General features: G+C 44.0%; 10 protein-coding genes. All 10 read right to left on the reverse strand.

Annotation, left to right across the window (positions count from 1 at the left end):
• Position 1 precedes the first annotated feature (1 nt).
• The 10 genes from FBB35_RS10635 to FBB35_RS10685 all read right to left on the reverse strand — a co-directional run bounded on the left by FBB35_RS10635 (position 2) and on the right by FBB35_RS10685 (position 19,476).
• Positions 2 to 811: an enoyl-CoA hydratase/isomerase family protein gene (locus FBB35_RS10635; RefSeq protein ID WP_174709610.1), complete on the reverse strand. Its 810-nt coding sequence runs from the start codon at positions 809 to 811 to the stop codon at positions 2 to 4.
• Entirely contained in the window at positions 802 to 2,028 is a 1,227-nt protein-coding gene (locus FBB35_RS10640) for a hydroxymethylglutaryl-CoA synthase family protein (RefSeq protein WP_174709611.1), read from the reverse strand. Before FBB35_RS10640 ends, FBB35_RS10635 begins: the two co-directional genes overlap by 10 nt.
• Entirely contained in the window at positions 2,016 to 9,077 is a 7,062-nt protein-coding gene (locus FBB35_RS10645; RefSeq protein WP_174709612.1) for a type I polyketide synthase, read from the reverse strand. Before FBB35_RS10645 ends, FBB35_RS10640 begins: the two co-directional genes overlap by 13 nt.
• Positions 9,074 to 14,875 (reverse strand): type I polyketide synthase, encoded by a 5,802-nt coding sequence (locus tag FBB35_RS10650; protein ID WP_254625906.1) that lies wholly within the window; start codon positions 14,873 to 14,875, stop codon positions 9,074 to 9,076. Before FBB35_RS10650 ends, FBB35_RS10645 begins: the two co-directional genes overlap by 4 nt.
• Before the next feature lie 74 nt (positions 14,876 to 14,949).
• Positions 14,950 to 16,053, reverse strand: a complete 1,104-nt coding sequence (locus FBB35_RS10660) for a 2-oxo acid dehydrogenase subunit E2 (protein WP_174709613.1) — start codon at positions 16,051 to 16,053, stop codon at positions 14,950 to 14,952.
• On the reverse strand, positions 16,046 to 17,077 hold the full coding sequence (locus FBB35_RS10665) for an alpha-ketoacid dehydrogenase subunit beta (RefSeq protein ID WP_174709614.1): 1,032 nt from the start codon (positions 17,075 to 17,077) through the stop codon (positions 16,046 to 16,048). The genes FBB35_RS10660 and FBB35_RS10665 overlap by 8 nt, the downstream gene beginning before the upstream one ends.
• Positions 17,062 to 17,997, reverse strand: coding sequence for a thiamine pyrophosphate-dependent dehydrogenase E1 component subunit alpha (locus FBB35_RS10670; RefSeq protein ID WP_174709615.1), 936 nt, complete (start codon positions 17,995 to 17,997; stop codon positions 17,062 to 17,064). The genes FBB35_RS10665 and FBB35_RS10670 overlap by 16 nt, the downstream gene beginning before the upstream one ends.
• Positions 17,998 to 18,047: 50 nt before the next feature.
• Positions 18,048 to 18,278: an acyl carrier protein gene (locus FBB35_RS10675; protein WP_174709616.1), complete on the reverse strand. Its 231-nt coding sequence runs from the start codon at positions 18,276 to 18,278 to the stop codon at positions 18,048 to 18,050.
• 15 nt (positions 18,279 to 18,293) lie between these two features.
• Entirely contained in the window at positions 18,294 to 19,061 is a 768-nt protein-coding gene (locus FBB35_RS10680) for a thioesterase II family protein (RefSeq protein ID WP_174709617.1), read from the reverse strand.
• A gap of 163 nt (positions 19,062 to 19,224) precedes the next feature.
• Positions 19,225 to 19,476: a hypothetical protein gene (locus FBB35_RS10685; RefSeq protein ID WP_174709618.1), complete on the reverse strand. Its 252-nt coding sequence runs from the start codon at positions 19,474 to 19,476 to the stop codon at positions 19,225 to 19,227.
• Between the last annotated feature and the right edge of the window lie 7 nt (positions 19,477 to 19,483).

A 19,483-nucleotide genomic window follows, 5' to 3' on the forward strand; every position in this document is an offset into this window, starting at 1 on the left:
CTTATTTTGGATAATTAGTTCTATTCCTCCTATATTTTTGAAACCAGGGTGGTGAATAGCCTTCACTAAACTGATGGATGGCTGTGGTAATTTGGGGTTGTTCTAACCATTTCTGTAGGCGTTGCATGGCGAATTCAGTTTGGTGTCGCAAATCTTGACCGATAAATGTGTCAAAATATTGTTTGCTTTCAGCGATCGCTTCCGGTGAAGAATAAAATAAACGTTGAATCTGGCGGTTGAGTGTATCGTTCATCCCATCACTAGCTATTTCGTCCACCAGTCCCCAATTTTTGGCTTCGTTTCCATCAATACCTCTGGAACTAAGGGTGAGATATTTCACCTGGGAGGAGGAAAGACGACACAATAAAAAGGGCGTAATTACCGCAGGAATCATCCCCACCAAGACTTCTGACAGCATGAATAGGACATTTTCCTCGGCGAGTACGATGTCGGAGGCGGCGACTATACCCACACCACCACCTGTAACATTACCTGTCACACAGGTGATGACTGGTCTAGGAGAACTATAAATTAGTAACAGGCAATCACGAAAGGCTTGCAGTGGCGCTAAATTAGGACGGGAACCATTAGCAAAGATGGCGTTAAAATCCATCCCTGTACAAAAGTCAGCACCTATGCTAGAAATTACAATAACTCGACAAGTTGGGTCAGCAATCGCATTTTGCAAAGCTTGATAAAACTCTGCCAACATCTCGCCGTTCAAGGCATTACCAGCTTCTGGCGCTGATAATGTGATGTGAGCGACTCCTGAATCTATTTGATACTCAATTGCTTTTAACTTTAGCTCCATTCGTATTGCCTGTAGTAATTTTTTACCTGTTTTAATACCAGCAGTTCCTGTCCGGCATAGAGTTTGTCATAAGCTTCTTGGAAACTGTCTCTTTTGGGTTGATAATCAGGCGCATCAATATACTTTTCTCGTGCGTATTCCAAAAGTTCGTATTCCATCAGAGATAATGGCAAACGTTCTTGCAAATGATGGTCAATATTCAAAGAACGGATGTATTCAATTGCACCCGGACTGACAGTGCCGCGATAAAATTCACCTTGACAACCAGAACCGTAGGCAAAAATCGAAATGCGATCGCCTGCGTGTAAATCCTTGGCATAGTGTAACAAACTCAGCAAACACAAGAATGTAGATGAGCCATAAGTACTACCTACCTGCTGGGCGAAGTAAATACCTTCCTGTACCTTTTTTTGATAATTCTCCTCATAGATTTTCGAGTCGTTAACTTCTAATAAACTCAGCAAAGTCCGATGCGCTTGTAAGGGCATTCCCGGAAATGGTGTGTGATAAATATGTTTTTGGAAATCTTTGTCATAATCTACTCCCCCCACAAGTTTTTCGTAGTGGGTGTAAGAAGCTTCCAAAGCGTCTAGATAAGAGTAAAGACTGGTTTGATTGTCGCCAATTTCGACTCTCGCAGTCGGACGGAAGGTATCAGAAATTTCGTCAGTCCAAAAGCCTGCGGGATGCAAGTCAATTTCAAATACCTTGGGGTCGGTGCTAATTAGCATGGCAATAGCCGCACCACCGCCAATAAAATTATCACGGTCATCAAGATGGGGACGGCTATAGTCACAGCCGATAACTAATACCTTTTTACCAGGGGTAAGTCCTCCTTGCAGCCACATTGCTGCGGTTTTGACGGCTGCTGTCAACCCGTAGCAGGCGTGTTTGAGTTCAAAGCTGCGGCAATTAGGAGGTAAATTACAATACCGATGCACCCAAGTAGATACAGGTTTGCCAAAATCTACAGCCGATTCTGTCGCCACAATCAACAGTTCGATATCCCGCGCATCTTCTGGGGAAAGGAGCCGCTTGGCTGCATTCACCGATAAGGTGACTGTATCCTCGTAAGCAGGAATTACAGAACGTGTCTTTACTTTTACTTGTTTAGACACGTAATCCAAATCTTTACCTTGTAAATTAGCTAATTCCAGGGCATCAGCACAGAAACGGCCAGCGTATAAATTAATTTTCTCGATTCCTACTCGTTGCATAAATTTTCCTCCTTTTTGCTAAAGGATCTGATAACTGCCGGATCGAGCCAGTACCGCTTCCGTTGAAAGGGATAAGTTGGCAAGACCACACGACGACGCTGATATCCTTGTTCAAACCTTTGCCAATCAATTGCTACACCGTTGATGTAAAGTGCAATCAGGCTATGTAATAATACTGGCCAATCATCAATTGATTGTAACCAAGTGCCTTGCTGTTGGATCTCGGATAATTGGGTATCAGAGCCAATTTCTAAGAAGAAATTGCACCCTTTTTGTGTAAGGGCTAACATTGCTCCTTCAAATAACGCTGGTGCTTGCCAGCATCGTCTCCAGTGATCAATGTCTGGGATATAGTCAGCAGCTAACAGTTGGCCATAGAAGGTTGACACCATCGGAATTTGGGGCACTTGAAATTTCACCTGCTTGGCAATCGGCTCGAATTCTGCCCACAATTCTTGTTGGGTAATTAACCGTAAACCATCTTCCAGACTGAACGCGCCAGCCACACAAGCGGCGATATACTCACCAACTCCGCCACCCATGACTACACTGGGCTGTACGCCCCAACTGCGCCAAAGTTGGGCTAAGGCGTATCCCAAGGCGAATACAGCAGGACGAGCGTAACGGGGTTGTGTTAACAGTGATTCATCTTCGAGGATTGCAAGTAGGGATTGTTGAAGATGAGGTTGTAAGAGGCGATCGCAATCTTCTATAATTTGGCGAAACTGCGGCTGGGTTTCGTAAAGCTGCCTACCTATACCAACATACTGGAAACCTTCACCAGCAAAGATAAAAGCGACTTTTGGCTGACGTTGAGTATCTACCTTGCCGTACAGTATATCAAGAGTTTGTTTGCCGGCGTTGAAAGCAGCGAGGATGTCTCGTAACTGCGCCTGAGAGTTAACTATAAATGCTAGACGATGAGCAAAATGGCTGCGTCCTACATTAGCGGTATAGCAGATATCAGCCAAGCGATCACCAATATTTTTCTGTAAATATTGGTGGTAACGCCCAATCAAGTTTTGCAAAGCTGATTCACTTTTTGCAGACAGCGTGAGTATATGCAAAGGACGCTCAATTATAATTTCTTCTCCCCTGCTCCCCCGGTTACTGAGCGTAGTCGAAGTATGCTCCCCTGCTCCTCGGTCACTGAGCGTAGTCGAAGTGCTGCTCCCCTGCTCCTCGGTCACTGAGCGTAGTCGAAGTGCTGCCCCCCCTGCTTTCTCCAAGGGTGCTTCTTCCACAATTGCATGAACGTTAGTCCCACCAAAGCCAAAAGAACTAATCCCTGCCAATCGCGGCTGCTCGCCTGGTTTCCACAGTTGTAAGGAGGTGGGAATTTGTAGCTGGGTTTGCTCCAAATTCAACACGGGATTGATAGTTTGCAAGTTGAGGTGAGGAGGAATCTGTTCTCGATGCAACAACAGCACTAGTTTAATGAAACCAGCTATCCCTGCGGCTGCTTCTAAGTGACCGATATTAGTTTTCACAGAACTGATTCGACAAGGCTGATTGTCAGTGCGACCTTCCTTAAGTACTGTCCACAGGGATTCTACTTCAATGGCATCACCCAAAGCTGTGCCTGTACCGTGGGCTTCAACGTAACCGATGCGGTCGGGAGTGACGGCAGCATTTTGTAAGGCTTGGCGAATTACAGCCTGTTGAGCTAAACCATTGGGGGCAGTTAAACCATTGCTGCGTCCATCTTGATTGACAGCAGAACCACGCACCAGAGCCAGAATATGGTCGCCATCTTTGAGAGCATCGGATAAACGTTTGAGTACGACTACGCCACAGCCTTCTCCCCGGACATAACCATCAGCTCGGTGGTCAAATGTTTTGCAGTGTCCATCAGCAGCCATCATCCCAGCTTGGGAGCAGGCAACGGTAGTTAGTGGTGAGAGGATGATATTTACACCCCCTGCTAATGCCAGATCGCATTTACCGTTTCGCAAACTTTGACAGGCTAAATCAACCGCTACCAAGGAAGAAGAACAAGCAGTATCAACTGCCATGCTTGGCCCGCGCAAATCTAAGAGATAGGAAAGACGGTTAGCTGCAATACTCAAAGCCATCCCCGTACCGCCCCGTGGAGGTGGCTCTAGTTGTAGTGTGAAGTAATCCCAAGTGCTGATACCTGTGAATACTCCTGTTTGACTAGCCGCCAGCTGGTCAGAACTATAGCCTGCGTGTTCCAAAGCTTCCCAGGAAACTTCTAAGAGTAGGCGTTGCTGGGGGTCCATGCTGCGGGCTTCGCTGGCAGAGATACCAAAAAATTGGGGGTCGAAATGGTCTACATGATTGATGAAGCCACCCCAGCGAGTATTCATTGTCCCAGGGAAAGACAAGTCTGGATCGTAAAATTCATCTACATCCCAGCGATCGCCCGGTACTTCTCGAATAGCGTCTGTGCCATTACATAAGAGTTGCCAGAAACTTTCTAAATCATCTGCCCCAGGGAATCTACAACTCATCCCCACAACAGCAATCGCTTCTGTAGGTGATAATTCCCGACTCTCCACAGTCGGCGGTAATGCGTTTGTCGCAAATATCCCCAGTTCTTTACCTAAATACTCTGTCAAATTTGAGATGCTGGGATAGTCAAAAATCAAAGCTGCCGGTAAAGTTTTATCTACCAACTTTCCGAGAGCGTTTCGCAATTCTACCGCCATCAGGGAATCCATACCCATTTCTTGCAAGGGGCGTTCCGCATCGATGGGGCGACTAGTATCTAACCTCAGCACTCTCACCACTTGGGCTTGTACGGCTGACATCAACAATTCCCGGCGATCGCTTACTGGTGTAGATTCCAATTGCCGTAGTAAGAGGGGCTGAGATGGTGATTGACTTACCTTGGTAGTAAATTGCTGCAACAATGGTAGTTGCACAGCTGTAGAGAATTTATCCCAGGCGATCGGCACGACTCCGGCTTGAGTTTTCCCTTGTTTGAGCAGTTCTTCTAAGGCTTGCAATCCCTGTTCTGGAGTAATGTAACTAACTCCGTTCTCAGTACTCCACAGGTTGCGATTATTTAATTGGGCTGCCATACCCGCATCAGACCAAGGCCCCCAATTGATACTCAAAGCAGGTAAGCCTTGATGTCGTCGATAGTGAGCCAGTGTATCTAAATACATATTGGCGGCGGCGTAGTTCCCTTGACCTGGGGAGCCAACTAAAGAAGCCACCGACGAAAACATGACGAAAAAATCTAGGGGACAGTCGCGGCTGAGAAGATGCAAATTCCAAGCCCCATCGATTTTGGGATCTAAGACTTTGGCGAACCGTTCCCAAGTTTGTCGTAGTAGTATGCCATCGTCTAATACTCCTGCTGCATGGATAATGCCGCGTAGGGGATGGTTGAGGTTGTGTAATACGGTGCTAAGTTCAGCTTGATTGGTGACATCTGCTAACGCAACCTGAATGTGTGCGCCGTCCTGTTCCATCTTTTGAATAGCTGCTTGCGCTTGTTCTCCAGGAGGACGACGACTGAGTAATAAAAGATGACGCGCCCCCTTTTCTACTAGCCAATGGGCTACCTGTAATCCCAAAGCACCCAATCCACCTGTAATTAAGTACGTACCATCGGTTCCCAGGCTCAAAGGTGAGGTGATAGTTGAGACTGTCCGCGCTAAACGAGCTACATAACGCTGCTGTTGGCGAAAAGCTAGTTGATTTTCTTGGGGATTTGATTGAGAGAGTTCGTTAACCAGTAGGTTAGCCGCTTCCTCTGGAGTGCTTGCTGGGTCTAGATCTATAATGCCTCCCCAGATTTCAGCAGACTCCATTGCTATGACTCGACTCATACCCCAAAGTGGTGCTGTGGCGATCGCTAATTCTTTGCTAATTTCCCCTACTGGTTGTGCGCCTTGGGTTACTAGCCACAGCTTGACTGCTAGTAATTCTACTTGTGCCAAGGCTTGTAGTAAGTCTAGTACGCTACCACAATTAACTAACTGTTCAGTGTTATCCAAACTCCACAGATGGACAATCTGTAAGTTGGAGACTTTAGAGACGCGATGAATCGCGTCTGTACAAGAATGATCGATTGGGTCTGTACAGTAGAGTACGGTGGTAGTGTGTCCTTGAGCTTGTAGTATGCGTTCTAGGGTTTCACCGATGCCGGAGCGATCGCTAAAAATTAACCAATGTGTAGGAGCAATGGTTTGCTGTTTGCTTAATAATGCTTGTGGTTGCCATTGGATTTCGTACAGCCAATCTGATAATTCTGAAGCGGTGGTGGAAATAACATTCGGCTGTATTGGCTCAATCCAGTAGCGTTTACGTTGCCAAGGATAAGTCGGTAACTGTACAAATTTGCCACCGTTGGGATACAAGTTATCCCAGTTAACTTTATGTCCTAAAGTGTAAAGTTTGGCTAATGACCTGAAGCTGACTGTAGAATCTCCTCGCCGCATGGTTGGTAAGACTGTTCCCTGCTGCTGAGTCTGACTGAGGCACTCCAGCATATCTTTGGCGAGAACAGAATGAGGGGCAACCTCTACAAACAGGTCGTATCCAGCTTGGATGAGACTATCCATTGCCTCAGCAAATTGTACAGATTGCCGCATATTCCGCCCCCAATAAGCAGCGTCAAAAAGAGGTAGGGGGGCAGAGGGGCGGAGGGGCAGAGGCGAATCTTCTGGTTGACCGCTAACGGTGGAGAAAATCTGTAAATATGGCGATTTTGGCTGAATATCTTGGATAATCTTCTCTAATTCTCGACTGTAGGCATCCATCTGGGGGCAGTGAAAAGCGTAATTCACTGGTAAGCGGCGGCAGAATATTCCTTGCTGTTCGACTTTTTCTAGGATAATTTCAATTGCCTCGGTTGCACCGGAGATGACTGTTGAAGAAGGACTGTTGATAGCTGCGATCGCTATTTTGTCTTGATAAGGTGCAATCAGTTCTGCCACTGCTTTGTGTGCTAAATGCAGCATTGCCATTTTGCCGTGGCCTGTTGCTTGCTGCATCAGTTTGGCTCGTTGCACCACAATCCACAAAGCATCTTTCAAACTCAACACACCCGCCACATGAGCAGCTGTAATTTCCCCAATGCTGTGACCTACAACTGCACTCGGTTCCACACCCCAAGCACGCCACAGTGCTACTAGTGCCACTTGCAGAGATAAAATGGCAGGCTGGGCGATTTCAGTTTCATCCAAACGGGATTTCTCTGGCGGTGCTGACAGTTCGGCAATCAGCGACCAAGAAGTATAAGATTGGATGATGCGATCGCACTCCTCCAAAGCCTCCCGGAATACAGGCTCCTGCGTCAACAGTTCTTGTCCCATACCCAGCCATTGAGAACCCTGTCCAGAAAACACAAAGGCAATTTGCTGGCGACGGCTAGAACCTTGATATCCCCAATTAACATCAGAATTGGGAATATCTTCGATAAAATCTCGAAGTTGATTAGCTAATTCTTCCGCCGAATTTCCCACCAACCCCACACGATATTCGTAATGAACGCGCCGCAAACTAGCTGTATAACAAATATCCTCAAGCTGTAGTGAACCTGATAATAATTCTCGGTATGCTTTAGCTATTTCTTTGAGAGCCTCCGGGCTTCTAGCAGACAAAGGTAAAAGATAAACGCGATCGCTTTGCTCATTGCTTTGCTCATTCCCCTTGTCCCCTTGTCCCCTTGTCCCCTTGTCCTCTTCAACCGATGCTGCTTCCAAAACCACATGAGCATTAGTCCCACTCATCCCAAAGGAGCTAACCCCAGCCAGCAGTCGGTCTGAAGTCCAGGGAGTAAGCTGAGTAGGAATAACTAATGGTAATTCCTGCCAATCGATATGCGGATTTGCTTTTTGAAAATGTAGGTGTGGTGGAATTTGTCGATGCTGTAAAGCCAAAACAACTTTTATAATTCCAGCAATCCCAGCAGCGGCTTCTAAATGTCCGATGTTGGTCTTGACAGAACCAACAATTAATGAATTATCTTGACTCCTGCCAGCACAAAGTACAGACGCTAAGGCACGAATCTCTATTGGGTCGCCTAAGACGGTTCCCGTACCGTGGGCTTCCACATAACCAATTTCCTGGGGTTGTACTGCCGCCGCCGCTAATGCTTGGCGAATCACTGCTTGTTGAGCCGAGCCGTTGGGGGCAGTCATGCCGTTGCTGCGTCCGTCTTGATTGACAGCGGAACCGCGAATCAAACCAAGGATGCGATCGCCATCTGCTAAAGCATCCCGCAAATGCTTGAGGACGACGACACCACAGCCTTCTCCTCGTCCGTAGCCATCAGCAGCAGCATCAAAGGTTTTGCAACGACCGTCTGCTGCTAAGGCTTTTACCTGACAAAAATAAATCGTGGTTTCTGGAGCCAGCATCAAGTTGACACCACCAGCCAAAGCCAAATTACACTCGCGTTTGCGTAGGCTTTCACAAGCTAGGTGAATGGCTGTGAGGGAAGATGAACAAGCTGTATCGATGGTGAGGCTTGGCCCCTGCAACCCAAAAACGTAAGACAAACGGCCAGAAACTACGCTGGGAGTGCAACCAATAAACGAGTAAGCATCAATGCGATTGGGGTCGCCGCTATTGATGTGAAAACGGGCGTAGTCGTTGGTGGAAATGCCAATAAATACACCAGTGGCACTACCTTCTAATTTCTCCGTACTTTGTCCGGCATTTTCTAAGGCTTCCCAAGCAACTTCCAACAACAATCGCTGTTGCGGGTCTATACTGACTGCTTCTCGCGGCGCAATCCCAAAGAAATCGGCATCAAAGCCATCAACTTGGTCGATAAAGCTACCCCGACGGGTGTACATTTTACCAGGAGTGTCAGGATGAGGCGTATAGTAGCTATCGACCGACCAGCGATCACTCGGAATTTCCCGGCTTGCATCAATACCCTGGCTCAATAATTGCCAGTAGGTTTCGAGGTTGTTAACTCCTCCGGGAAATCGGCATCCCATACCGACAATGGCGATCGCTTCTTGCCGATCCTGTTCAATGGCATCAAGCTTGGCGCGGAGTTCTTTTAGGGCGACTAATGCCCGCCGTAGCTGGTCAGTACGTTCTGGGGTGTTCATCTTCATGACTCATTAAGAGTTGCCAATTCTTGAGCTAGTAAGGCTTCTAGCTCATCTTCGGAAAACTGTTCCATTTGCTCTACAGCTAAGTTAATCTCGCTGGAAGTATTGGGTAGTTCCTTAGTTGCGGACGATGGGATTTTGGGAATCACTAACTCAGCTAAATACTCAGACAAGCTTTCTAGGCTGGGATACTCAAAGACGAGGGTTGCAGGTAATGTTACTTTCAACAATTCCATGAGGGCGTTTCGTAGTTCCACTGCTGTCAGAGAATCCATACCCATTGTGTTAAAAGGCTTTTTCCCATCTACCTGGGCTGATTTCATCCGCAAGACTTTGGCAACCTCCCCTTGTACGGCTTCAAATATTAAGTCTTTTCGCCTGCTGGGAGGAGCGTTTTCTAAACGTTCGTATAACTGGGATGCTGGCGAAGATTTCGGTTGAGAAGAAAGCAGAGATTCTGGATAGACAAGCAAAGCAGAAAAAATATTTTCGCTACCAGCCCCTCCCCTTGTGGGCAGAAGTCCATCTTCTTTCCCCTCTGCCCCCCATCCCCTCTGCCCCTCTGCCTCTTTTTTCCCTCTAGGAAAGGCTTGAGTAAACTTGCTCCACTGCACTGGCATGACGGCAACTTGCGCGACATTTTCAGTCAGTAGTAGTTGTTCTAAAATTTTTAAACTTTGTTGCCAATCAATTGTATCTACGCCCCAAGTTGCCCAGCGTCGGACAACAGGATTATCTTGATGCGCCCAAGGTGCCCAGTTAACACTCAGAGCAGGTAAACCCAGAGATTGACGATAGTGGGCTAAAGCATCAACAAAAGCGTTAGCCGCAGCGTAATTACTTTGTCCAGGCGAACCTAGTAGGCATAACGCTGAGGAAAACATTACAAAGAAATCTAAGGGTATTTCCTTGGTAATTAGATGAAGATTCCAGGCTCCCGTTACCTTGGGTGCGAGAACTCTGGCAAAGCTCTCTCGTGTTTGGTGCAAGAGAAGGCTGTCTTGATGTATACCTTCGGCATGGATGATACCAGATAGATTTGGCAGTTTGTCTTCAATGTATTGAAGTACATTTGCAACTTGTTCTGACTTGGAGCTACTGAACTTAAATAATACTACAGTTGGATTAATTGCGTGCATTTGCTTGAGGCGATCGCAAATTTCTGGTGCAGGTTCTCCTTCACCCATCAACACGAGATATTCAGCGCCTTTTTCAATTAGCCAACTGGCAAGATTCACGTGAATATCATCAAAACAGCCTGTAATTAAATACGTGGCGTTAGGTTTAATTTTTACAGGTTCTACTAAGAATGATGGTTGATAGCGCAACAACCGAGGTACATAGCGTTGTCCAGCCCGGAAAGCCACTTGTTCTTCAGTTGGATGGTTAATTTCAGTCCACAAACTAGATGCTTGCTCGACTAAGCTAGTTTCTGGATCTAAATCGATTAATCCTCCCCACAAATCTGGGTGTTCTACAGCTAGGGTTCTTCCCAATCCCCAGAGAGGAGTTTGGGCAATACTCAATCCTCCTGGTTTTAACTCTACGGGTACACAACCCCGTGTGACTAACCATAACTTGGGTTGCTGAGATAATTTTGCGGCGACTAAAGCTTGAAGCAAAGCAGGGAAACTGGCAGAAGTTTTATCTGTTAAAGTCGAATCTATTCCCCACAGATAAATTAGACCACGCCATTCTCGATCTTTTGCACAATTCTCGAACAGTTGTTCAAAGTCTTGACGATGGTATTCCTGACTGGCAAAGACTAACTTGCAAGTTTGCCCAGATTGTTCTATGAACTCGGCTAATTCTACTGCGATCGCACTGTGGTCAGCTAGGATCAGCCAATGCCCCGTTGCATTAGCTTGGATAGACGACTGTAGGACTTTTGGTTGCCATTTAATTTCATACAGCCAATCATGTAAACTCTTCTGGGCAATGCGCTGTAAAGCTTTTCTGGGCGCACGTTTGAGGTGCATTTTTTCAACTTGGGCTACTACCTCACCAGCCGGATTTACAATGCAGACATCCACATCAAAGGTTTCTGGGTTGGGTGTATTGCCAATGTGCAGACGCATATATGACCACAACTCAGTCGTAGGTTGCCCATAAAAGCACAACTTATCTAAACCAATGGGGATAAATACATCATCTTCACTGGGTAAGTCAGCCAAAAACAACTGCAAGCAAGCATCAAATTGGGCTGGGTGCATATTATAATCACCCGCCTCTGCCATGATGGAAACTGGCATTTGAATTTTCGCTAACACTTCGTCCTGGAGTTTCCAGAGTGTTTCTATACCCAAAAAGCTAGAGCCAAATTCTAGTCCGCGTTTGTGTAAGCAAGGATAGAACACTTTACCGGATAGTTCTTGCAGACTGCGTTCTTGTAGTGCTGTGGGTGAGAAATCTGCAATGATTTGGTGTTCTGGTATAGGCTCAACTCGCAGCTTCCCAGATGCGTGGAGATTCCAAGCAGTTTCGTCTTCTTTTTCCGGGGATGCCAAGCTGAAGATTTGGAAAGTATATCCTTTGTCGTCTGGTATGAGAAGTAATTGTGTAGTGCGGGTTTCACCCTCTGCCAGTACGAATGCCTCGCGGATAGCAACTTGTTCTAAAACACAAACACCCTTACCAAGGACTTCTCTAGCTGCTGCCCAAGCCATCTCTAAGTAGGCAACTGTTGGCACTACTACCATACCGTAGATACGGTGATCGTCAATAAAGGGTACATCAGCTGTGCTAAGTTGTCTCTCAAAGATAATTGTGTCAGCTAAGGGCGATCGCAATCTTTGACCGAGTAAAGGATGTAACAGTTTTTGCAGGGGCGATCGCTTTTTCTTCCCATCACTCACCCAATAACGCTGTCTTTGCCAAGGATAATTCGGCAAAATCACCTGAGAGCGGGGATAATCAGCCTCAAAACGCCGCCAATCAACTTCTACCCCCGCCACATACAACTGTGCCACCGAATCTAACAACTGCTGCCAATCTTCTCTACCTTTACGCAGCGAAGCCAGCCATAATCCTTCCATATCCAATTGTTCGGGACACTCGCGCCGTGCCATTCCCAACAATGTCGGATGGGAACCGACTTCTATAAATACCTCATATCGTGCTTGATACAAGGTCTGCATACTGGCAGCAAATTGTACACTTGCAAGGATATGCTCTACCCAATAAGTTGCATTTGACATTTCCTCATGTCTGACAATCTTACCTGTGACATTGGAAATAATATCTAATTGCGGCTGTTGATATTTTACTGATGCTGCTACTTTGGCAAACTCTATCAGCATTGGCTGCATTAAGGGCGAGTGGAAAGCATTGGATACTTGCAATCTTCTGGTTTCAATACCCTGGCTTTCTAATTTTTGCAGCACTGTTGTGAGTATCTCTAATTCCCCAGATAAGACAATGCTGTGTTCGCCATTGATGGCAGCAATACTCAACTGTTGTGGATAGTCAGTAATTAACGGTGTAACTTGCTCTAACGTAGCGAATACTGCTGCCATCCCTCCACCTTGAGGTAGTGCTTGCATCAAAGCAGCACGTTGCACAATTAATTTCAGTGCGTCTTCTAGGGAAAAAATACCAGCAATGCAAGCAGCGACATACTCACCGACACTGTGACCGAGTACAGCATGAGGACGAATACCCCAGGATAGCCAAAGTTGAGCTAAAGCATATTCTATAACGAATAATGCAACTTGAGTGTAAGCGGTTTGGTCGAGGCGATCGCTTTGTGAGTCGTCAGAGAATATCACCTGTAAAATTGATTCGCCTAACAACGGTTGCAGTAGAGTATCGCACTGGTCTAGAGTGTGGCGGAAACTAGGCTGAGTTTGGTAAAGTTGCTTACCCATATTGCGATACTGTGACCCTTGTCCAGTAAACAGGAAAGCAATTTTTTTAGTTTGCTGGCTAGCCTGTCCGTGATGGATACCGATGACTTCGGTGGTGTCGAGGTAGGTTTGCAACTGTTGTTGCATTTGGGCGTTGTCTGCGGCGATGATTGCAAGGCGATGTGAAAAATGGGTTCTGCCAACTTGTGAGGTGTGGGTGATGTTGCCAAGGAATATATCTGGGTGAGATGAAAAGTATTTGATGTAGCGTTGTGCTAGTTCACTCAAAGCTTGAGAATGTTTGGCCGACAGTGTTAATAGATGTAAAGGACGCTCAATTGTAATTTTTTCTCCCCTGCTCCCCCGGTTACTGAGCGTAGTCGAAGTATGCTCTCCTACTCCCCTGCTCCCCTGGTTACTGAGCGTAGTCGAAGTATGCTCCCCTACTCCCCTGCTCCCCCGGTTACTGAGCGTAGTCGAAGTATGCTCCCCTGCTCCCCTGCTCCCCTGCTCCTCTGCTCCCCTGCTTCCTAAACGGTAATCTACGGGTGCAAAACGAGTAACTGGTGCTTCTTCCAGTACCACATGAGCATTTGTCCCGCTTGCACCAAAGGAACTTACCCCAGCAATGCGGCGTTGTTCGTGTGGTAGCCAAGGTGTAAGCTTAGTCGGAACTGCAACTGGTAAATCTTGCCAAGCAATGTGAGGGTTGGGTGTTTGGAAGTGCAGATGTGGGGGAATTTCTTGATGCTGTAGCGCTAAAGCTACTTTAATGATGCCAGCTACGCCTGCTGCTGCTTCTGTATGACCAATATTGGTTTTAACAGACCCTAACATTAGAGGTTGATTAGCTGCTTTTTCTTTACCAAACACTGCACCCAAAGCATTTACCTCAATGGGATCTCCCAAAGATGTGCCAGTACCGTGGGTTTCGATGTAGCTAACTTGATGGGGTTCCAGTCCGGCGTTGGCTAATGCTTGCCGTACTACTGCTTGTTGTGCTAATCCGTTGGGTACGGTGAGACCGCTGCTAGAACCATCTTGATTGACTGCCGAACCGCGAATCAAAGCTACGGTGTTGTTACCGTCGGCTAATGCTTGGGAAAGGCGTTTCAGTACCAAAACACCGCAACCTTCGGAACGTCCAAAACCATCCGCACTGCTATCAAAGGTTTTGCAACGTCCGTCAGTGGCAATCATCTTGGCTTTACACAGCCTGACGTTCATTTCTGGTATGACAATTAGGTTAACACCGCCGACAATTGCTAAATCACTTTCTTGATTACGCAGACTTTGACAAGCTAAATGAACTGCTACTAAAGATGACGAACAGGCGGTTTCTACAGCTAAACTCGGCCCCTGTAATCCTAAAAAATAAGATAATCTACCAGCCGCAAAGTTAATCGCTCCACCAGAATTTGTATAAGCATTTATCAATTCATCATCTGCAAGACCAGTTTGCAATTGCAAATAATCTGTGGTGGTAATACCAACAAAAACGCCTGTTTTACTTCTTTGCAATTGATTGAATGGAATCCCAGCATTTTCCAGCGCTTCCCAGCTGACTTCCAGCATTAACCTCTGCTGGGGGTCGAGACTCTGCGCTTCTCGTGGCGAGATACCGAAAAATTCCGGCTCGAATTTGTCGATTTGACCAATAAAACCACCATATCGGGAATACATTTTGCCTGGTGCATCAGGATTAGGGTCATAATATGCGTCTGCATCCCAACGGTCTGGCGGCATTTCGCTAATAGCGTCAACACCGTTACGAAGATTCTGCCAAAATGCTTCAGGATTATCACTTCCACCAGGAAATCGGCAACCCATACCAATAATCGCGATCGGTTCGGTGTTTAACAGTTCGATTCCATCAGTTTTGGCACGCATTTGTTGTACCAAGAGCGCTAGTTTAGTAGCTGAAAGATTCGTGATGCGCTCTGGAAGTTTACCCATAATTATTTCCCCTAGTTTTTACCCTGATGCTGGGATGAAGAATTAAATTAACGACCTATGGACACAAATGATACTTATATACTTGGTTGTTCAATTTTAGTCTTAATTTTAGTTAAGAATTGAGCAGCTTCTCGACCATTAATAACTCTGTGGTCGTAAGCAAGCCCTAAATTTATATAACTACGATTATTGACATTTTGTTCAGAATCTAAATAAAGTTCTTCCTGGATTCCTCCAAGAGATAACATACAAGTCTGAGAAGGCAGAATTATAGGAATTGTTACCAGAGAATCTTGATCCATATTAATAGAAATAGAAATATTTCCCTGATTTAATTCTTCTTCACTAAACTGACCGCGCATAGCTTTCAATCTAAAGTCCATCAATTTATTGGCGATATCTGCTAAAGATATTTCACCGACATTTTTAATTACAGGAATAAATAGACCTTTACCTAAATCAAGGGTAACTCCGATATTAGCCACTTCTCCAGACATGAATCTATTGTCATCAATTAAACTACCAAAGAAAAACGGAAATTCTGATAGTAAAGTAGCTGTAATTTTAATTAATAGTTCTGGTAAGCCGATAATAACATCATGTTTTGCTCCATAATCACTTAACATTTGATTTGTAGCATCGCAGTAGATTTTCATCAACAAAAATGCTTTGGGAATTTGTGTATGCGACTGGGTGACTACGCGGGCGATCGCCATTTGTTGGCGAGATATTTCTAAACCTTTAACTTCATCTCGACTCTGTTCGCTAATTAACTTTTCAATATCTGGCCTTTTAATAATATTCTTACCTAATTTTCTGAGATTTTCTTCAGAAATACTATGTTTATCAATTAATTCTTGAGCAGCTTTGGTAATAGTTAAAGATTTATCATCCGTTGTCTTTGCTTTTTTTTCTGAGTTTTTGAGAAAATCTTGTCTTTCTGCTTCAGTTTCAAATAGATATCCAATAACATCTCCAGGTTTGCATTCATCACCAGCTTCAGGTAAGGTATGCAAAATACCCTCTGCTTCACTCTCTAAATCAAAGGCTGCTTTCGATGTTTCAAATACTGCGATCGCTTCTTCTTTATTTACTGGCTTACCTGCATCTAATAGCCAGTATAACAACGTATAGCTTTCATCATTATTATTAAATTTTGGCAGAATTATCTCATACATATAATACGGCTTCCTTGACAGAATTGCAAATATCTTCTTTCTGCACAATTACCTGCTTCTCTAAATGAGCAGAAGAAGGAATAATACTATTTTTTGAGTGAACCAATTTGACAGGATTTTTTAATTTACCCCAAAGGCTGCTGTAGATTTGATGAGCAACTTCACTCCCCCACGTACCGCCAGCTACACTATCTTCCACAATAAAGATATGAGTGCTATCTGCTAATAAATCTATGATGGTTTCTAATTCAAAAGGATATAGTTGACTAGGAACAATAATCTGAGTTTCAATTTCCCAATCAATAAATAATTCCCGCGCCGCAGCTAAACATCTTGGTACTAATCCCCCTGGTGAAATTAGCAAGCAGTTATTTTCTTCAAAACTATCGGCATAAATTCTAGCGAAATTTTTGGCAGAATCTAAAAACTCATAACTAAACAGATCGTCAATCAATCCATCAGCATAAATTCTTTGAGTATAGAGTACTTTATCTTCAAAAAAGATACAAGGATAAGTTAAATTAACCAATTTTTCAAACACAGCAATATTATCATGCAATGGCGATAATTCAAATAAATATAAATTTGGAATACCAACAAAATGCTTTTGCAAACTTTGGCTATGAGTCGGGCCATATCCTCTGTTACCACCCACTGCACAGCGAACAATCATATTTAAGTCTAATTTTGTGCCATACATTGATACAGATTTGGAAGCAAAATTTAAAATCTGATCGAATCCCAAGGCAATGAAATCACCAAACATGATTTCGATAATAGGTTTATTGCCACACAAAGCTAAACCACCACCTATCCCCACAATTGCTTCTTCACTTATTGGTGTAGTTAAAACTCTATCTGGGTAATTAGAAGATAATCCCTTGCCAACTTTAAATGCTCCTCCATAAGGGTCGAGGATATCTTCACCAATCAAAAAAACTTGAGGATCTACAGCAAATATATGATGTAGGGCACGATTTAAATTCTCAACAACTCGCTCAGTTCTCTTTAGAGTAGTTTCCATTGTGCTAATTCTCTAGATTCAACATCTCTAATCAAGCTACTTATTTCAGTTTTAACTTTTAGCTCTATCCGCTCAAATTGGTCGGAATATTGCTGCTGATAAACTGTGTACCAATCCCATTTTTGAATTCTTTTTAGTTCTTGAATATCTCGTGTATCGTCACCTTTACTATGGGGTCCGACTCGATTAGTATCAAATTCAATTACTAAAGGCAAAGATTTAGTTCTAGCAGCTTGAATGTGAGGGCTAATCAATGTCCTAATCTCGTTAATATCTATTGAGTCTACTTTTAAATAATTAATTCCAAAACCTTGAACACGACTTGCAATTGTGCCTGCCATTTGCAGTTGAGTAGGAGTAGACTGAGCTATTTTGTTATTTTCTACAATTACTAAAACAGGTAAACCCCACAATTGGGAAATATTCAGAGCTTCGTAAACTCCTCCTTCACCCCAAGTACCATCGCCAATGTGAACTATAGCCATCCCGAAGTTACCTTGGCGACGTAAATGCAAGGCTATCCCAGCAGCTACAGGCAAACTTTCGCCTTGAATTCCTGTAGATAAATAATTTTTTCTGTAGATGTGTTGACTTCCACCTACACCATGACAAACTGCACCTTCTTTGCCCATAATTTCTGCTAACAAGCCTTCAGGATCTTCAAATCTTGCGAGGTAATGACCGTGTCCGCGATGATTGCTAAGGATAAAGTCACTATCAGTTAAAACTGTTTTGAGTGCTACAGGGATGTATTCTTGACCGAGGCAGGTATGGGTTGTACCGTTTAATTTACCACTAGAATATAGCTCTAAAAGTGATAATTCAAAGTGACGAATCATCAGTATGATTGCTAAGTCATCATCTGAAATTGGAGTTGGTTTTTGAGTTTCTCGGATTGGGGGGAGGCTATCAAGTTTCATGGCTGATGCTGGGGTGTAGAAAAAGCTCACGCAGAAGGTAATTTTAGAGGTTAGGATTCTACCCCTTTTTGAAGTAGAATTTGGCGAGCGTCTGCGAAGGATTTTACAGATTTCACATCGTCAACTGTGAAGACTATATCGTAGGCTTCTTCTATAGCCATTACTAACTTCATGTGCGCCATACTGTTCCAATTTTTGAGAGTATTGGGGCTGAGTTGATCTGTGATTTCTAAAGGGGAGATGTTTAATACATCTGAGAAAATTTCTGTTAGGATTTCCAAAAGTACCTCTGGGAATTAAATTGTTAAGGTTTCTACTAGTTGTTCAGATATAGCTTTCAGTATTTCTTGTTTTTTATGATTGATGAAAAAATGCTCTCCCTCAATCATCTGCAAGGTAAATTTTCCAAATGTTTGGTTTTGCCATGCAGCAATATCTTCTATATTTACCATTTCGTCTTGTAGTCCACCAAAGGCGGAAATAGAACAATTTAATGGTAAGTCAGGAGTATATTTATAAGTTTCAATAATTGAAAAATCTGCTTTAAGAACTGGCAAAAATAACTGCATGATTTCTTGGTTATTTAAAATCTCCTTGGGGATGGCTTTGTAGCGCTTGTTGATTTCATCAATAAATAAGTTATCTGGTAAATGATGTGTGGGTTTTAGAAAACATGGAGTTTGTGGAGCGCGGCTACCAGAAACAAATAAATGTCTGGGTTCTAAATTATGTTGTCTGCTAAGGCGACGAGCCGCTTCAAAACACAGCAATGCTCCCATGCTATGACCATAAAAAACAAATGGCATATCCAGGTAGGGTAATAACCCTGGAACCATTGCTTCTATTAAGGTAATAAGATGGGAAAATGGCTTTTCTTTGATGCGAGTATCGTGTCCTGGAAGAAGAACTTGGCATACTTCTACATCTGAAGGTAAGCCGTTAACCCAATCTCGAAATAATGAAGTACCACCCCCAGCATAAGGAAAGCAAAAGAAGCGAAGTTTAGCTTTTGGATTGAGTTTTGGTGAAAAAATCCAGGTGTTAAATTCTTTAGTAGCAGTCATCGCTGAAATAAAACTTTTGGGAGAGTATTTGATTCTTAGTGAATTTGGGATTTTAGATTGAAAATTCCAAACTTAAAATATCAAAAGTCTGAAACAAGACCCAATTTATCCTGGGAAAACACTGCGCTAACAGGTATGGGGTCAATCTAAAATCCCAGATTGTTTAGGCTTTGACTGTATTCATTCGCTTTTCCATTTTTTTCATTTCTTTTCGTTCAAGAAAAGAATCGCGAGGCATCAAAATAAAGTAAATTAACATGATGGAAGTTAAGCCTACTTGATTATACGTTCTAAAGAGCAGGTATAAACCTGTAATCAAAATTGACACAATGAAAAACGTGCTGAGAATCGCTAAGATTTTTTTGATTCCTGACATTTGAGAGATGTTATCTAAAACGGTATAGATAATAGACATTGATTTT

This window comes from Nostoc sp. TCL240-02 (assembly GCF_013343235.1).
Classification (GTDB): domain Bacteria; phylum Cyanobacteriota; class Cyanobacteriia; order Cyanobacteriales; family Nostocaceae; genus Nostoc.